This is a genomic window from Alkalinema sp. FACHB-956 (assembly GCF_014697025.1).
Taxonomy (GTDB): domain Bacteria; phylum Cyanobacteriota; class Cyanobacteriia; order Leptolyngbyales; family Leptolyngbyaceae; genus Alkalinema.
Genome location: NZ_JACJRC010000015.1, coordinates 1 through 17,087, shown reverse-complemented (window position 1 = coordinate 17,087; position 17,087 = coordinate 1). Strand labels below are relative to the sequence as shown.

9 protein-coding genes are annotated in these 17,087 nt (G+C 48.5%); all 9 read right to left on the bottom strand.

Annotated features, from left to right (window positions below):
* Window positions 1–2: 2 nt before the first annotated feature.
* Window positions 3–1,121: a hypothetical protein gene (locus H6G21_RS15885; protein ID WP_190574412.1), complete on the bottom strand. Its 1,119-nt coding sequence runs from the start codon at window positions 1,119–1,121 to the stop codon at window positions 3–5.
* A gap of 55 nt (window positions 1,122–1,176) precedes the next feature.
* Window positions 1,177–1,992, bottom strand: coding sequence for a hypothetical protein (locus H6G21_RS15880; RefSeq protein WP_190574411.1), 816 nt, complete (start codon window positions 1,990–1,992; stop codon window positions 1,177–1,179).
* A 13-nt stretch (window positions 1,993–2,005) separates the two neighbouring features.
* Window positions 2,006–5,251, bottom strand: a complete 3,246-nt coding sequence (locus H6G21_RS15875; RefSeq protein WP_347278033.1) for a hypothetical protein — start codon at window positions 5,249–5,251, stop codon at window positions 2,006–2,008.
* A 25-nt stretch (window positions 5,252–5,276) separates the two neighbouring features.
* A complete protein-coding gene (locus H6G21_RS15870; RefSeq protein WP_242041873.1) occupies window positions 5,277–5,912 on the bottom strand; it encodes a hypothetical protein in 636 nt (211 codons plus the stop codon).
* A 33-nt stretch (window positions 5,913–5,945) separates the two neighbouring features.
* The gene (locus tag H6G21_RS15865) at window positions 5,946–7,919 is read right to left on the bottom strand and encodes a hypothetical protein (RefSeq protein WP_190574410.1); all 1,974 of its coding nucleotides are present in this window, start codon (window positions 7,917–7,919) and stop codon (window positions 5,946–5,948) included.
* 244 nt (window positions 7,920–8,163) lie between these two features.
* The gene (locus H6G21_RS15860) at window positions 8,164–11,874 is read right to left on the bottom strand and encodes a glycosyl hydrolase family 28-related protein (RefSeq protein WP_190574409.1); all 3,711 of its coding nucleotides are present in this window, start codon (window positions 11,872–11,874) and stop codon (window positions 8,164–8,166) included.
* An 18-nt stretch (window positions 11,875–11,892) separates the two neighbouring features.
* Window positions 11,893–12,501: a hypothetical protein gene (locus H6G21_RS15855; RefSeq protein ID WP_190574408.1), complete on the bottom strand. Its 609-nt coding sequence runs from the start codon at window positions 12,499–12,501 to the stop codon at window positions 11,893–11,895.
* Between the two features lie 139 nt (window positions 12,502–12,640).
* Complete coding sequence (locus tag H6G21_RS15850) at window positions 12,641–15,997, bottom strand: toxin (protein WP_190574407.1); 3,357 nt, start codon at window positions 15,995–15,997, stop codon at window positions 12,641–12,643.
* Window positions 15,998–16,023: 26 nt separating this feature from the next.
* On the bottom strand, window positions 16,024–17,087 hold a 1,064-nt coding region (locus H6G21_RS15845; protein ID WP_199307253.1), incomplete at its 5' end, for a neuraminidase-like domain-containing protein.

Here is a 17,087-nt window from a genome sequence, read left to right as displayed (position 1 = left end):
AGCTACCCCCGTCGTATCAGCGCAATGCTGGTGACTGTACCGATCGCATTACTGAAAATGTCAATCAAACTTTTCACATTGGATGAAATGCCGTTGTAAAGCGCAAAGCCACCACCACCCGCGACCAGAACCGCCAGTCCCGGTGCAAAGATGCTGAGGAAAAAGAGAAATGCCACATCCGACACCAGTTCTGCTCCAGACTTAACCAGCACAACGGCGGTTAAGCCGACCACAATGTTGTAACCCAGTTGAATCCCGAACAGAGTAATGAATCCAGTTAGCCATGCCCAGATCGGACGACCTTGCAGCGGTAAAAGTGAGAGTCCGATTGCAATCGGTGCAAACAGCGCCGTTAGCAACAGTGCCGCTTCCAGAATATTGACGAATCCCCACTGCAAGGCATAGAGAATAAACCGGATGATGGGAATTGCAGTATCTCGAAAGACGCTACCAGGGTCAGTTGTTAATCGCACAGCTGTGCTGATTTGACCGGGCAATGATGCATTCCACAACGCCTGACCAAAGGCACGTAACGGCTCCAGGGGCGATCGCGCTTGTCGCTCTGCTTCAGCTACGATCGCTTGTGCCTGTTCTTGCTTTGAGTTCCAGCATTCCACCAGTTCAGTGCCAACCTTACCCTGACATTCGCTGTAAAGACTTTCAAGCTGTTGTTTGGCAATGCCAGTGATCGTCACATTGGAAATAGCATCCCGAAAAGTCAGTTCACCCACCTGAAGTTGCAATACATTCTGTACCTGCGTGTAAGAAAAGCCTCGGATAAACTTGATCGTACCTGCCAGGACATTGCCATTCGCACCCAGAAAAATCATAATCACCAACGGCCAGACGAAGATGGAGGCTAACTCTGACCAGGACTGCTTATCGATAATGTCTTTACCCGTAGTCATCGCAATAAACAGAATGCTGGCAGCTCCCAGCGTAATGCCCAATTGGATCAGCCCAATCCAGAGTCCAGACGCAAGCGGGTCTAGGGTTACTAGCCAGACCGTATTCCAGGACTCCACCGTGGCACGGGACAATTCCAGCGAACTGGTGATAATGTCCAGAGCATCGGATTCTCCGCCTATGGTTGGAAAGGATTGAGCAATCAGGGGCATCATGAGCATTAGCCATCAAATCAAACCATTAAAGACATCACGATTGTTTCAAGTTGGGCTATTGATCGGAACCCAGCGTCACTCCACCCGGCATCATCATCAAACCACCCTGCTGACTGGCAGCATTACCTGCGGAAATATTTTTGCGGCGATCGGCAGTGGTAATCGCTGATAGTTCACGGGCAGTTTGAGCCGACAATGTATTGCCGATCGCCCGATCTACCCGCGCTTGCTGTGCCTCTTGCAGCACCCGCTCATTCACCTGACTGTTAAGTGCAGTCTGTTGGGAAAGGTTTTGCATAATCCGTTGAGTCACGTCCAAACCCTGGGATTCCTCACCCAAACGCACACTTTCCTGCGTGTTCTGCTGCGTTACTTGCCGTACTTGAGCCATCTGGATTTGTGCTGCCTGACTCAAGGTGGACTGATCCGCTACTCCTGTAGCTGTGGCTCTAGCAGCATATTTGCTCAGATCCTCGCGAATGCCATAAGAACTGCGCCCATTAGTCTTATTCTCTAAAGTCTCAGACAGAACTGCACCCGGATCGCGGCTGGCTGAACCACCCATAATTTGACTCCAGAGCTGAGATAGATCTGGAACCTGAAACGCACCCAGAGTCGATTGAATTAAATTGTTAACCGGACTCAGTAAATCGTTTTGCACAAAGTTTTGCACATCTCCCAAGAAATCATTGATTTGATTGCCCGTATTCGGTACGTAGACATTGCTGCCATTGACCTGATCCCGAATTGCTGCCTCAACCGGGTCTCTGCCCGTATCTTGAGTGCGTGCAAATGCCGGACTATTCACAGATCCAGCACCTACGACTAGAAACAGCATCATGAGTCGAATGGACATCCATCTGAGTCGCATAAGTTTTGCCTCCTTAACGTGCAATAAGTGAATGTTGATCATGCTCAGCAGGGTCACTGGGATAATCCTCCTGTTGGGGCGATCGCTCCGATTTCTCTACAGATAAACCCTGCCCGATATGACTAAACCCTTTACCTTCCCGCAAAGCCGGAATATATTCATCTGCAAACGCTTTCAGCCCTAGTAGCCTGCCTTTGGAAGTGAGAGAATAGTGTGCTATCACCCGATCGCGCGCTTCGCGTTCATCCTGATTGTTCGCAACGCTGGCAAGCATCAATTCACCGGGGTAGAAACGAGTTCTCCAGAATCGACCACCCAGTTCCAACAACCAGCAAGAGTAGAGATCACTGCTACGAGGCAAAAATGCTTCTGTGGCATTCTGACTGATGATGTTAGGAGGGTAGCCAAGATACCGTTGAAAAGAGTTAATCCCGCTGCTGGTAATGCGTCCGGTAATCCGATAATTAATGTTCTGCATGATTTGCGAACCGGCTGAACACTCACAAATGGTATCTGGATCTTGAGAGAGCAACAGCACGGCAATACCGTCTTTACGCCCTGTTGCACAAGTCTCCCCGACAATCTGGGCAAATCCATCCCTGCGAAGCAACACCGATAGCTCATCGCCAATGAATAAACTGCGCGGATGGGAAAGTGCATTGCGGATACAGGCAGCGTGGGCATTAATTGCCATCAGATAAGCATCCTGCTCATTAGTCAAACCGCTGAGAGCAAAGAACTTGATCGCAGGTTCAGGCGAAAAAGTACTCGGACGGGCGATCGCCTTGCCCAAGCGTGAAGCCAGCAACGCGCTCACCTGGCTTTGAATTTGGTTCAGCGAGTGTCGATCCAAATCCTCAAACGAGCGGAGATTTAACCGTTCACGGGTACAGAATTTGATAAAGTCTGGCAAGGTTGGAATCTGTTGCCATTCGGGCGATCGCCAACCCATTTCAAATGCACGATTGTAACGAGTGATGATTTCTGGGTCACGCAGAAAGACATCCAACGCTCTAATCAACAACGCATCTACCCGTTGTGCCAGATGAGGATTATGGATTTTCCCCATTGCGATTGCGCTTAATGCTCGACGAATAAAGTCCTTCCAGGACTCCATACGGCGATCTCGCTCCAACTTATCAAAGCGGCGTAGATCGGGAGGCTCCAGCAGGTTGCTGCTACCACTGGAGATGTCGTAATACGCTCCTTGATCACCTAAGAGTTCGATCGCTGTTTTGAATGTGCTATTACCACTGGAAGAAATGTCCATCCCGACCACTGGAATGTTATTTGCCAGAGCTTCCATGGCAAATCGCCAGCCCAATACACTCTTACCTGAACCTGACGTTCCGGTGATCAGCGCCCGTCCAATCTGATGATGAAACAAGTCAATGTAGATCGGCTTGCCGCCGCGTCCGGTTAAAAACTCTACACCGCATCGATCAATATCCTTCGGCATCGTCAGGGGTATAATTCCCGCCACTGTATGTGTATCAAGGGTCAATCGTCGCTCATTCAGATTGTTGCCATGCAACAGACGCTTACAAGTAATCGGTAATGCCTGGAGCCAGATTTCCCAGGCAATATGGCGCTCTCGAATCACCTTCGCCGTTTCAAAACTGTTCGCCAGCAAATTACAAGCATGGGTCAACTCCTCAGCACTGTTGCGATAGACCAAAAAGACTGGCGCACAGTGTAGCGCTTTCGTACCCTCATAGAGACGGCGCTGTGCCTCAAAGGACTCTTCCTGCTTAATTTCAGCCCCAACATCTCGCCCCTGCCCCTTCGTAACCGCAATAGTGCGAGCTGCCTTGGACTGCTTTGCCTGCCGTGCCAGGTTGTCCTGAATAAAAAAGTCGTTGCCACGGCTGATTTCAATCCAGGCTTCCGTGTCATGCACATAGCTCGAAGAGAGAATTTTCCAGACCCATTTCAAATGTTCTCTGGTACTCGTCCAGCCCATCGGTGGATCGGTCATCGTCATCACACCGCAGACCTTACCTCTTCCCGTCAGGTAAATCCGATCGTGATCACCGCGATGCTCTGGGCAAGCAGCACGCCCTTGGGTTCCTTCAACGAGCAAGGTACATAGGTGCTTGTCCGTCGTCACAGTTTCGGTCAGTTCCAATCCAGTTTCGGTCTCCTTTAAAGTAATGACCTGCGGAATGGGAGGCGCAACGCCTTGATTGAATCGGCTCCAGAGCCACTGCCACAGATCTGCTGCGCTACAGGGCGTTACCTCCAGCCCCACTTTAGTATTGAGCAAGACTTCCCATTGAATAAACCCCTGTTGAAACCCCTGTAGTAAAAGCTTTTTGAAAAATGCTTCTTGATAAACCCGCTTATTTCCTGTAATCTGCTCGACTACCCAGGAACCCGTTTTTCTTAACCGCTCGATCAGTCCGCCAACCAAATCTTTGTGTTTTGTACCTGCTTCGTCATCACTCGTCCAGGTACAAAAAGCAAGTTGATTCCAGGTCTGCCGCGTTCCTCCCTGAGCAAGTTGCTGCACTCGTAATTGCTCATTTCGAGTCAGCACAGAAACAGGTTTTAATTGGCATTCCTCTGCCAGGGTAGACAGTTCTTCTTGTCTCGCTGCATCATCACTTGAACAACCTGTACAGAAGGTAATCCGTTCACCGATCGGTAACTCTTTCATCCCTTCTTCAATGGCATGAGCAAACGCATTCACCTCACTGTCGTACAGCACATCGTGCAGTCCAGCAACATGAAATCCAAACACAAGCTGATACTGAGATTTACCTTTCTCTAGTAACAGTGCAGCCACTTCACGATCATCTTTTTTGATTTCTGCAATACAGCAGATATTGACTTCATTCTGGAATGGCATAAACGTACTTTTGCCTCCATACTGATTGGGCACTTGCACTGGTTTCAGCCGAATGTTGACCCGTGCATCACCATAACGTTTGCGAATCCAGGTTGGTCTATGGTCTGGGATAGGCGAAACATAGATTTTGTTGCCGTTACACCACTCGGTTCCCGGCGGATTACGCCAGCGATCGAGAAATTGATGGGGTTGATTTCCCGTCAGAATCCACCAACTTGCAATCAACCAGAATGATGCTCCAAAGAACCAGCCAAGACCCAAACTAAGGAATCCATTTGTGATGACATAGCAAAGAACAACAATGGCAACCCAGGGACCCAGTTGATCTGCCGGAATCGGACCAATACTCGCCTGCTTACCTAAGATTCGATTGACTTTAATGAATTCTCGATTGAAATCCCGTTCCATAGCTATTCCAATTCACTTTGCCAAATCAACCACCAGCGGTAGTTCCTGTGCCATTTCCTACGAAGATAAACGTGACCACATCAATCGCAATGACGATCGCAAATGCCAGTCCTACCTGGGTTACGATCGGTCGCCAGTCGTTTCCTTGCTGCGCCTGGTTATAAGCAAAAAGTGACGCAGCCGCAACCAGTAATAAAAACACCCCTCGAATCAAGTTGAAAATTAGCCCGATCACATTGGCATCCAGCGTGGCAGTGCCTCCACCTGCCTGTGAACTTTGCTGAGCCAAATTGACAAAAAATTGTTCTAACCCGCTGAGAAAGATAGCCTGGGCAGGTGCCGCGAAGGTGTTGAGCAGCGCCGTGATCGCAATAATGAGGGAGGCAATATGCCAGAAACGAATTCTGGCACCCAGGTATTTTTCCAAAATGGGTACTGTCTTAATCAAATGCCAGAGGCTGAGGAATACTACACTGGCACAACCCAAAATAGTTACGAGCAACGGCTCTTTGATCAACAAATAAATCACAACAGCAACACAAAGCCCAATGAACAATAAATCAGGCTTGGTAAGGTTGAAATGCACCAATTGTTGAGTAGAGCGACGACGTAGTTGAGTGAAATGAGACTCAATAACTGGGGTTTTAATGGTTTGCATCATAAGTTCTCCATCAATGCTGATCCAGATTGTTAATTAAACTTGCAATTCTTCGCGGTTCGGTTTGGCAGACGCTTTACCAGAACGGCGATTCAGATGCTTTTCATCTGGTTGTTCAGGTATCTGCTCATTGATGGCTGACTCCATCTCTCGGATTGGAATACTGCAATGCAGGATGTCTGGCGATTGACCGGGCACCAACATGGCATCAAATACCTGCTCATCCTTGTGGTTCGGGTCAAACCCTTGCAGCAATTGAGTCCCGTTCGGTAACGTCACAACCTCAAACTCATACTTGGCTTTGCCCTGATCTGTCCAGGTAAATACAGGTTCAGCTTCCCCGTTGAATCGCTCCGATAAGCGTTCCTGGAAGGTGGCAATCAATGCCTGAGCACTGGCTTTGGTGGCGTATTCCTGCTTGGACTGGGGAAGTTTAGCAATGACAGCTTTCTCATCAGCACTGAGGTGATCTTCCGCGATCGCCCACTGCCCATCGGTGCGGTTACCTGCAAAAAGGGTATTGCCCTGGTTGTTGTTAAGGGCGAGATCGCTCCGCGACACTAACGTGACCGCCACCTGGTCACCCTGCTCCTCCATCCGCAGAGTTTTGTTACTGGAAATCGCAATTCCTTCTTGCTCAGCATCATCCGAGAGTTGATTAGCAACTCTGGCAAAGCCCACCAAAGATTCTGCACAAGAAACTTGTTGAGGATCAGCTCGTCGCGCCATAAGTTGTTCCAGCACTTTGGACGCTGCGATCGCTTGTGCGGGTACCGCAGCCCGACCTTCTTCTGTATCCACCTCCGGCTCAACCATTGAAGAATTGGTTTGTTCTGCGATTTGCTTCTCCAAACGACTTACCGCAATTTCTAAACGGTCAAGTCGTTTGGAAAGACCTTTCAGGTATGACTCAATCTGGTCAAGCTGTTCGCTGATACTGGCTTCCCGGTCCAATTCCAGCGGTTGAGCTTTGTAGGTAGGATCTAGTTTTATACCCAGCCTGTCTACCTTACTTCCAACTGTCGTAGCCGCAGTTGCAAGAGGATTCTCAACCGCAATTTGTTCTGGCTCCGTTATTGGCGTTACCGTTGCGCGCCCGGTTGTTGCTTCCTGTAAACGGCTGGTCAGGTTGTCTACCTGCTCATTCTGCCGCTGAAGTTCTCGGACGATTCGTTCAATCCGTTCCTCGTCATCCTGATCTGCCAGATTTTCTAACACTCCCTGCCCAACCACAATGCCCAGAGTTGCCAGTTGTCCTGCCAGCCCTGCCACATTCACTCCATTGGTTTCGCGTCCATTTACCGCAGCCGAAGCACTGAGCCGCGACGCTTCCTCCATTGGGTCGCGGTAGCGGAAGTCTCGATGATTGGATTTACCAGCTTTGCCTTGAACCTGCGTCTTGGATTGAGTTCTACTCTGAGCTTTCGGTGACGTTTTAGCTTGATGTTTAGCTGTCGGAGGCGAAGCAAGCTCCTCATCCCCTAACTCATCTAACTCATCATCTAAATCGGCATCTAGTAACGTCTCTAAATCCTCATCTGGCTCTTCATCAAAGTCGTCATCTAGATCAAGCGCATCGTCCAAGTCGGCATCCAGATCATCAAGTTCTGCCTCTTCAAACCCAAACATCTCAGCAATGTTGGAGGGCGTAAAGTAGTTTTCATCCTTTTCCGTAACACCTTCCAGGTTCTTGATCAGATACTTGCCGCTGGTTCTTTGACTGGGATCGCTAGTGAGATAGAAGCGGTAGCCCCGAATTTCATCATCATTGCCACCACCCTCGCAAAGCTCAACCGTGATGGGAGCCTTGCCAGATCGCTCACTAAACGACTCGACGTAAGCCTTAAAGTCCTCATGGGACTCAATTCCCCCTTGCTGGAGCGCCTTATTGATGGCTTTATCCAGGGTGTTTTCAAGATGGCGGAGTTTGCGGCGATCAGTCAGATTTTGCCAGGATCGCTTCTGGGTACTCTTCTGCTGCTTGGGTCGGGTGGGTGTTTTGGTAGCCATAGGCAGCCCTGGAACACAAGTTAAGGTTGCTGTAGATGTCACCCTAACAAGGCGAGCGCTCAGACTACCTGCGCCCAATGGCGATTTATCCAGTATCCAGTTGGCTACAAAATGAGGATGTAATTAATTGTTTATCGGGTCAGTTAATCACCAAGCTAGCGATCGCAGAAAAAATCAATCTTGATATGACACTAAAAATTCCCTTTAAAGTTTCCAAGCGTGTCTGACACAGAGCACCTGCTTGTCAGCATCGCCGCTCCCACTCTCCTATGGCAGCACTATAGCGGAAGGTCGCAGACTCACCCCCAGCCAGAGGAATAGTTAACTGTCCATCAATCGTCCGCCTATCGGCAGTATCAACATCTGCTGTTATGCCTGGCTGGGATTTGATGGCGTGGGTCTGCCCATCTACAGGAGTAGCCGGAAGCGTCATAGTCTTGCCGGGAGCAGTAACGGTAACGTAGCGATCGCTCAGATTAAGAACCTTGTTTTCCCCATAGGCTTTGGAGGGGCTATCAATCTCATCAATGGTCGAGCTATCAATTCTACCGAAGGTCGAGAAGGTGGCAGGGCTGAAGGAGAGCAACGCATTGGAGACCGTTTGCACTGCTGGCTGGTCGATCATCACTTCAAACGGCTGGATATCCAGAATTTTCATAATGCCGGAGACTCCTGCAATCTCTAGTGCCTGACCGATCTCTAACCCTGCACTTGCATTGACAATCAGTTCAGTAGAACCCGACTGAATTGATCCCAGGGTCATCCCAAAAGCAACATCCATTAATACATCAGCATCATTCACAGAGACCTCAACTGGTTTGTGTAGAGTAACCTGAAACTGCTTTTCGTTCTTATCGGTTAACGCCAGTGTCCTGACCTGAATAATTTTCTGAATAGGGGCAATCCCTGCAATCCGAATGTACTGTCCTACCGCAGGTGTTTGATGACCTCGAAGCAGCAATTCCGTGGTATTTTGCCGGATGAAACCAACCATTTTGCTTAGAGCAATGGGAGTATTACTGAATCGCTCATGCTCTGCAATTGCTGGGGTAAAGGTTACTTTCTGTCCTTCAATGTTGGTTATCGTTCTGGGTAGAGCAACTCCAGCAATCACAATTGCCTGATCCACATATAGTCGGGCAGTTGAGTTGACCAGCATCTCTGTTGTGTTTTCTGTCATGGTTCCAACAGTGCATCCAAATGCAACCTGGACGTTATTCACTGCTGTGTTTGTAGGTGTGTCAAGGGTGAGTTTCAGATGCTCAACATCAACGATTGTCTTAATGCCAGCAACCCCAGTAATCACAAGCGGTTGTCCCACGGCAACGTCGGTGGGAGCATTAACCAAAAGGTGCTTTGAGCCTTGATCAATGGAGCCAAGGGTAATCCCAAATGCCATACCTGAGATAACCTCAGCTTTTTGAGCATCTATCGTAGCAGGCAGGTCAAGGATCACCGTTTGATCCTGGATGTCCTTAATCTGCCTGAGTCCAGAAAGTCCTGCGATCGCAATGTATTCCCCAACCATTAACCCTGCAATACTTTCGACCACTAATTCAGTCGAACCTCTCCTGATCGCTCCCTGTGTGGACTGAAGCGATGTGAAGGTTTTCCCAAAGTAAATGGAAACCTCAGCAACGGTCTTATCGACTTCAGTATCAAGTGTCACCTGCACTTTTAACCCTTTGATGGCGAGGATCTTGCGGGTATCTGGTCTGCGATTATTCAGGTCTATTGATCCAATGCCTGGAATAGTAATGTATTGACCAACGCTTAAATGACTGGCGGCATTCACGATAAGTTCACAGGAGTCCTGTGTAATCGAACCACGAGTTTCACCCCGGATACGTTCGCTTTGGGTTCCACTCTCAATGCATACCTGCCCGATCGCCCCTCCCGGCACGGGTTCATTGTTCCAGATGATGTCTCCTCGCTCGTAGATCTGGGGTGATGAACCGCCGTCGCCCTGCGTAGCGGGTGGTACCAAAGCGGTGGAGAGGGGAGCCGCTGTCATGTGGATAGGATTGTTTGGGATGTCATCCCTGCCTATAAAGAGGCCATTGGTCATCCAGGGAGCTGGATGGCGGGCATTGCTTTGGCTGGTGGGAAACCGCATCAGCGGATGATAGATATCATTGCTGCGAAACTCCCACCAATCGTGAACTTCTCCTCTGCCAATGGCCAGGTAGACCAACCATAGAAAATCAGGCGGTAATCCAGCTTTACGGGCAATTAATGAAAGGGCATGGGGAATAGGTTGAGGTCCCCCCGCCGCGATCGGCGGGCCGCCAATCTCGATGCGAGGGCTGTTCGGGTCATTCTTGTATTCCGTGATCAGCGGGGAGATCGCGGCAATGCCACCATTCAAGGCAAACACATTGCTATCTGGCATAAACGTATTTTGAGCCAGGGCACCACCAATCACGCAGGCAGGTGCATAGATATGATCGATCGAGGCTTCACTATAGCACCCCAAAAACAGGCTGGAATTAATTCCATTGCGCGCCGCATAGAAGTCATGATTGTGGCGATCAAGCGAGTATCCATTGGGTTCTCCAGGTTTAACTGGCTCACCTGGATTGCTAGATTCACCGAGATTCCCCTGGCCATAGCAGGCAACATAGGTATTGCCAGTACCCCCCTCATCACGGAAGCCGTAGCCCCAGTTTTCTGTAGCAGCACACATTTCGATCAAGCTGACGTTGGCATCAATCCCCGCCACATAGAAACCATGCCCACCATTCAGTTCGCAAAGTGTATTGCTAATGTATGTTCCAGCCGCACCACCAACGTAGTTCGGATCAGGGTGTGACCCTACGGCATAGGCTGAGATAAAAATGCCATGCTCAGCGAAGTTCTGCACAATCACATTTTGAATCGTACAGGGAACGTTGGCATGAATGCCGTGTCCTTGGTGGTGATTGGGTGGAATTGCTTGAGAACCAATGAAAGCTGCCTCACCTCGGTTATAAGCGCAATACACTGCCAGATTGCGGAGAATAGTTCTCTCAGCCGAGTGGGAAGAACCGCTTGTTCCCTGAATGTGGATACCAGTCTTATTACCAGGGAAGATCAGCATAGCACCAGGGCTGGAACGAGTCGCCCCAAAGGGTGGTCCGAAGTTAGTGCCGGTGCCCTCAAAAATGACGGTCTTTGCAAGAACCAGCGTATCTTCCAGGTAATAATGTCCATCAATCAATAACCTGGCACCCCGATTTCCGGTTCCTTCAGGGATGGAAGCCAGAGCACCCAGGGCTGCCTGGAAGAATTTCCAGTTCTCAGTTCCTCGATCCGCAGGGGACTTGTAGTCGGGAACCGCACCAAAATTTCTGACACTGATCTGTTCAAAGGCTTTGGGAGCAAGGGTAATTGGGGCAAGGGATGTCCAGGAATATTGGGCTTGGGCTGGGTAATTTCCTGGCTGGAAGTGGAGGGTCAATCCAACCTGGGGTAAGGGAACGTTATCCGCTGTTGACTGTGGAGGTGAGAAGCTGTTATCGCTGATACCTCTATCTACAGCGTATTTGAACGTTGCAGTGCCCAACGCTCCACCCGACTCAATTTGCACGACAAATTTGTAATTGCCGAAAGCACTCCCACTCACAGTGACATCCGGATGAGCTTCGCTGCTTTTCGTCACTGGCTCGTTGAAACCAGTGCCACCAAAAACATGCTGGGAAGGATGACAGGTAACTGCCCCTTGAAGGAAAACAGCAATGCCGGATGGCTCCAACCGAGCACCTTGATCGAAAACAAGATGTACGTACTCAGGAATCAAGAGCCTCTTTTGAATGGTCAGTGTCCGTTCGATTAAGTAGGTACCAGATGGGAAAAAGAGTCTGCCGCCAGTGATAGGAATCGCTGCGATCGCCTTAACCATCGCCTCGGTGTCATTCGTAATGCCATCCCCGATCGCACCATAGGATTTGATATCAAATAGGTTTGGTATGGGCATAACTTCCTCTCTTAAGAATTAATGATCAAAAGCTTGGGAACGCTGTGCAGTTGCCTGTAAACCATAGATTGGATTGTGAACCAGATCTTTGCCGTAACGGGTCAATCCCGAAAAATTGCCATTCTCAGTTAGCTGTCGGGCAGCGCACCCGTCTTTCCACCAACTCCAGGCCAGCCAACCGATTTCCTGGTCTTGTAACCGCTTCAAAAAAGCCTGATAGGTAAATCCCCTTTGAGGTGGGTGACTCTCAGAGTAACCATCCAGGTCGTAATAGCATTGGTACTTTTTTCCCTGAATCTCTGCGTATTGTTTATTCGCAATTTCACCAAAAACGATCGGCAAATTTGCCTGGACGATCGCATTCAAATGGGGAAACCCATCATAGGCGGCCCAGTAAGCATGACCACTGAGCAACAGATTATGATCAGGATCGTGATCGATGAGTTCCTGTCCGATTTCTGTAAAGACTTCGATCGTACTTCCACCATCCGGTGCATCAATCATGATCGGCATATGTAAGTACTGGCGAATGTGAGAAATTGCCGTTTTGTAAATCTCCATCCACCCACAGTAGTGGTAAAGCCGTGGGAGAACTTTGATTGAGGGTTCTTTGGAGTAACTTGACATCTTCACCTTGGGAACCTAAAACCAGAGTTTGAGGCATTGGAAACCTCCTGGAGGCTAATGGAGAAAAGTTAGGATTGAGTGATAAGTTCAAGAGTGTGAAGGACGCGATCGCTCTTCATTATTCAGGCTTGAAACTACTCTATGTACCCCAGGTTAAAGCCAGCCATAGATCATCGATCGAGTTATCGTTGAAATGTAATTCAAATTGACCGATGGATGCTGGTTGCGGAATATTCGTTAATCTGCCGGTCTTTAAATTACCCAGAGAAGGATCTTTAACTAGAGTGTCTTTACCTCCAGTCCCATCGGCATTCGTGGTTATCTCTACCGAATTTTTAGCAGTTTGGGCAAAGAAGGCTAATTGTCGGATCTGAACTTTATCGAGCCGGTTCTGAATCCAGAAGGGATAATGTTCTGGCTGTAGAGTGAGCGTTAATGAGGCTGTTTTTACTATTCCTTCAAGTTTAACCTTTTTGAATGTTGCCCAAGCGGTGGGAAACTCATGGCGTACAGAAAGCAAACGCACGGAGCCAACCGTTTGAGCAGATTCGATGTGAGTTTTAAGGTTAGCGATCGCCCCATTCTTCAATGATCCGCCTGCCTCACGCGCAGTGTAACGAAGATGCAGAATCACATCCGAAATCGTGTTGTAGTCAAACTGGCAAGGTTCCTCCTTGCTGGGATTGGCGGGTAAGGTCAACTGCCATTCGCTAATCACACCAGCGCCCTCGAAGGGTAAGTAGCGTTCGTCACGGAGATTGGTTTCAAATAAGCCGCTATCGTTTTGACCAGCGCTGGTGACAATGCTTTGGAGGCTTCCGAAGAAATCTTGAAAGCGGGTATCTTCGGAATTAATCCGGGCGTAAGTGCCATCGGATATCTCCGGCTTGATACGAATACTATTTTTGAGGAGGGTGAGGGTGCAGTTAATGCTGGTGTAGGGGCCGGTCACACAGGGGATGCTAACGGCGAGGGTTTTGATGCGGCGGAAGTAGTGGCCGGGGCCATCCATATCGAAGAGTTCTTCGGGCAGAGAAACGGTGCAGCGACCCGTGGTGCGGAGTTGGAGCAATGCCAGTGGGTTAAGTTGCAGAAGGCTGGCGTGTTTGGTCAGTTCATACTCTCGCTTGTTATTTTCGTGGTAGGCCATCTCCATGCGCTTCAGGTCAAGATAGAGGGCTTCACCGGAGAGTAAGCCTTTGCGTCCGCCATCCCAGTAGTTGAATTTGATGTAGGTGGTGGCATCGACTTCGGGGCGCATGAGTTCGCGTTTCATCGTTTGTTCAGCTTTGCGGGCGGTGTCGAAGGCAAAGCGATAGTATTCGTAATAGAGACGCGAGATTTCGCCCTGCATCCAGGCATAAAGTTCTGAGTTGGTGAATTTTTCGTTTAGGAAGCGATCGACTTCCTGGGAATGTTCTATTTGCTTTTTAGTGGTTTCATACTCATGCCGTGCTACTTGTTCGGCAATCAGTGAGGTCAGAATTTGTCGCCCAATCTGCATCAGTTCGTGGGCAGCAAGATTATATTGCAAAATCCATTCATCGGCGCGACGCTCATAAGAAGCCCGTTTAGATGCCATACCCGCTTGCTCACGCTCCCATCCTGCAATAATGCTGGAAACATCTCCCATGATTTTTGAACCAGCAACGAGAGCTGTTCCTACTTTTAGCTTTATTTTTCCTCCAATTCCCCAAAAATGTATATGAACATCAGGATCGGGAACGGGTGCAAACGCTGCTGCAAGAACATTAAAAACAGAAGCTGATAAAGATGTATCGCGTGCTCTCGGCAGATGGCTATTAAGTTCTGTGTTTTCAGAGGTATTTAGATATAAACTTCCTGAACTTTTTGAACCACTCAATAAAGTTGCAAATCCATCAGTTGATGAATCAGATGCATGTTGTAGATTTTGGAGGTTTTGCAAACTTAAGGGTTTTTCATATTGCTGAACTAATTTTTCGTAATGTTCAGCAAAATTTTTCTCTGTTAATATCAACATTTTTGAAAAATCAATTTCCAGGTTGTCGGGAGCATTTGAATCGGATGGAAGACCCAGTAGCCGCTGATAATATTTCAATCGCTCCAGGGCAGTGTTGCGACTTTTTAGAAGTGATACAGTTGTTTCCTGGGCTTGCGCCCACTGCAAGAATCGAACGTCTTGCTGCATTTGTTGAATTTTGATTTCGTGACTTTGGCGCAGCAGGGCTAACCGTTCTCCTTCCCCTTTTTCGATCGCTGACAGCAATGCCCCACCCAAATTCCGAACCTCGCCACACAATTCCAAAGCTTTTTGAATAAACAAGATGGCTCGAACCGGGCTGGGAGGTTGGTTGAGGCCATTTACAACAGACCCAATATCAAGCCCAGCCGCGGCAGCTTTGACCAACATACCGGGGTCAATGGGCGGATCGAATAGGGCAAGTTGGCGGAAAATTCCTTCAATATTCATGCAGTGGCGAATTTTGAACAAGCGATCGCCCACAGTATCCCAATAGCCCAGCAGTTTCTCGTTGTGGGGAATACAGAAATAGAGTGTCCGTCCGATGCCAAAGAGTGGAGCCGCTGCATCGGGATCAGTCCTCTGGGTTTTGGGTAACCCAAGGTTGAACGGGAATTTGCCCTCTAGATCGACCAGAGTATTACCCGTGGCATCTAAGTTTGGGTTTTTGAGTTGAGCAAAGGTCTTGGGTTGTGTGGTGCCGGTGGGTGGAATTTTCTGGGGTCTGGGGCCTAGAAGGTTGGCCGCTAGGACGTAGAGTTGAGTGGCTTCGTTAATCGATTCGATGGTGTCCTGACGAAACAGGCTATCGCCCCAGGCAATCAGGTTATCGAGATACTTCATGACAACGCTGTATTGATAGGCAAGCGGTCGTGTGCGGGCCACCGCATGGGGTTGAAAGGGTTTTTGTTTGCTGGCTTCGTAACCGTTAAGAAGCGATTCGCGCAGTTTTTCTTCTTCAGGTGTTAGGTCTTCTTTGCTCAGCAATCGCAGGTGTTCGTCAATTTGCATGACATCGCCTGATTGTCGAAAAGCCAGGAATTTCCAGCAGTTGTCGGGGCTGGTGGGGTCAAAGATGTAATGGAACCAGCGTTGGGCTTCGGCAAAGCGCTGATTTTTGCTGAGATGCACGGCAATCGTCAAAGGTACATGAAACAGTAGCTCCCAGTTGTAGTTGGCATAAGGGCCGCCGGGTCGCAGATCAATCTCTTTGGGAAAGTACTCCAGCTTGACTAACTCGTTGGCTAACAGCTTATAGAACGTGTCGAAAAATTTTGTTTCCAGATCCTGGTGATACTTGGGAGCTAATAGACCGGGTAATGACTCTCTGTTGAGCTTCTGAATTAATTCGCCAATGAAGGGATGGAAGAAATTCTCAAACTTATACGTAAATGCTATGTCCTGACGATATTCATAGATAGGCTCAAAGAATGTTGAATGAACAACTCCTCTATCATCAAGAGTATGGATTGCTTCTGTCAGGCGGTTTTTCATGAATCTTCTCCTTAAAACAGTGGGATTTACTGGATGTGCTGTTGATTCACAATACCGGCAATGCCAATGTTGCGATCGCCGTAGCGCACCGCACCCGTGGCCCCAATGCCTTTGCTGATATAGGCATCTTCAGTCACAAATTGTTGGATGATGGCTGGGTCAGTATTGATTGATTCTGTATATGCCAGCAAGGATGCCATGCGATCGAACGGCTGCAATTCCGTCTGAACTACTGTGGGGGATATTTGGGCTGATGCTGTTTGGAGATATTCCGCACCTTTAAGCCTGTATCCCTTAAATTCAGAAATAGTCACTGGGCTATCTTGGGTCGTGACATAGAACACATGTTGATTATCTTCAAAAAAGAATGGAGCGACCCAGGGTTTTGGCAGGTTATGGTTAGGAGCAGTAAATCGGTAATTTAAGCCCACAGGAAGTTGGAGAAAGTTCCGCATAAACGAAGAACCTGACAAAGGGGTATCTAGCTTGCAATAGGAAATATTCAGGCTGTTGTTTTCAGCGTTTAATATCCGATAATAGTGTGGATAAGGGCGTTGAATCTCAGGTGGCATAGAACGCCCCACTTCTTGACGTACTGGCAAGGAATGCGTATTGTAGAAAACAAAGTAAGAAACTTCTGTTAAATCACGTTTGATTATAATTCTCAATCCTCTAGACCATTCAAGGGCTTCAATCTGCACAGTTGAGCGATCGAAAGCATTGTTCCCAGCAACATTAAACTCTCCTAAATCGACTGGTTTATTGATGTCTGAAGTCTTTGTCGCTTGCCATTTGCCGTTATAGTATTCACTCCAGCAAAGTATTGCTTGGACAGTAACTTTAGTGTTCGCAGTTGCTTCCTCCTTTGCTGTTTCTTTGACTTTCCTGAGGCTCACATTAGCGATTGGTTGCTCTTTGTTATCTGAACCCGTAGGGTCAGACTTTATAGCCATCTTGTTTGGATCGAGTAGAGGCTGCTTAACAATACGTAGCCAGAACAAGAACAGGCGATCGTTCCAAACCACGGGAATGGCTGGATTATCTTCGATATCCAGCTTGATCTGTTCCCAGGGTGTCCAGGAGCGAAACT

Coding starts and splice junctions, on each gene's coding strand:
- H6G21_RS15885 (WP_190574412.1), bottom strand. CDS start 1,121: ATGATGCCCCTGATTGCTCAATCCTTTCCAACCATAGGCGGAGAATCC.
- H6G21_RS15880 (WP_190574411.1), bottom strand. CDS start 1,992: ATGCGACTCAGATGGATGTCCATTCGACTCATGATGCTGTTTCTAGTC.
- H6G21_RS15875 (WP_347278033.1), bottom strand. CDS start 5,251: ATGGAACGGGATTTCAATCGAGAATTCATTAAAGTCAATCGAATCTTA.
- H6G21_RS15870 (WP_242041873.1), bottom strand. CDS start 5,912: ATGATGCAAACCATTAAAACCCCAGTTATTGAGTCTCATTTCACTCAA.
- H6G21_RS15865 (WP_190574410.1), bottom strand. CDS start 7,919: ATGGCTACCAAAACACCCACCCGACCCAAGCAGCAGAAGAGTACCCAG.
- H6G21_RS15860 (WP_190574409.1), bottom strand. CDS start 11,874: ATGCCCATACCAAACCTATTTGATATCAAATCCTATGGTGCGATCGGG.
- H6G21_RS15855 (WP_190574408.1), bottom strand. CDS start 12,501: ATGTCAAGTTACTCCAAAGAACCCTCAATCAAAGTTCTCCCACGGCTT.
- H6G21_RS15850 (WP_190574407.1), bottom strand. CDS start 15,997: ATGAAAAACCGCCTGACAGAAGCAATCCATACTCTTGATGATAGAGGA.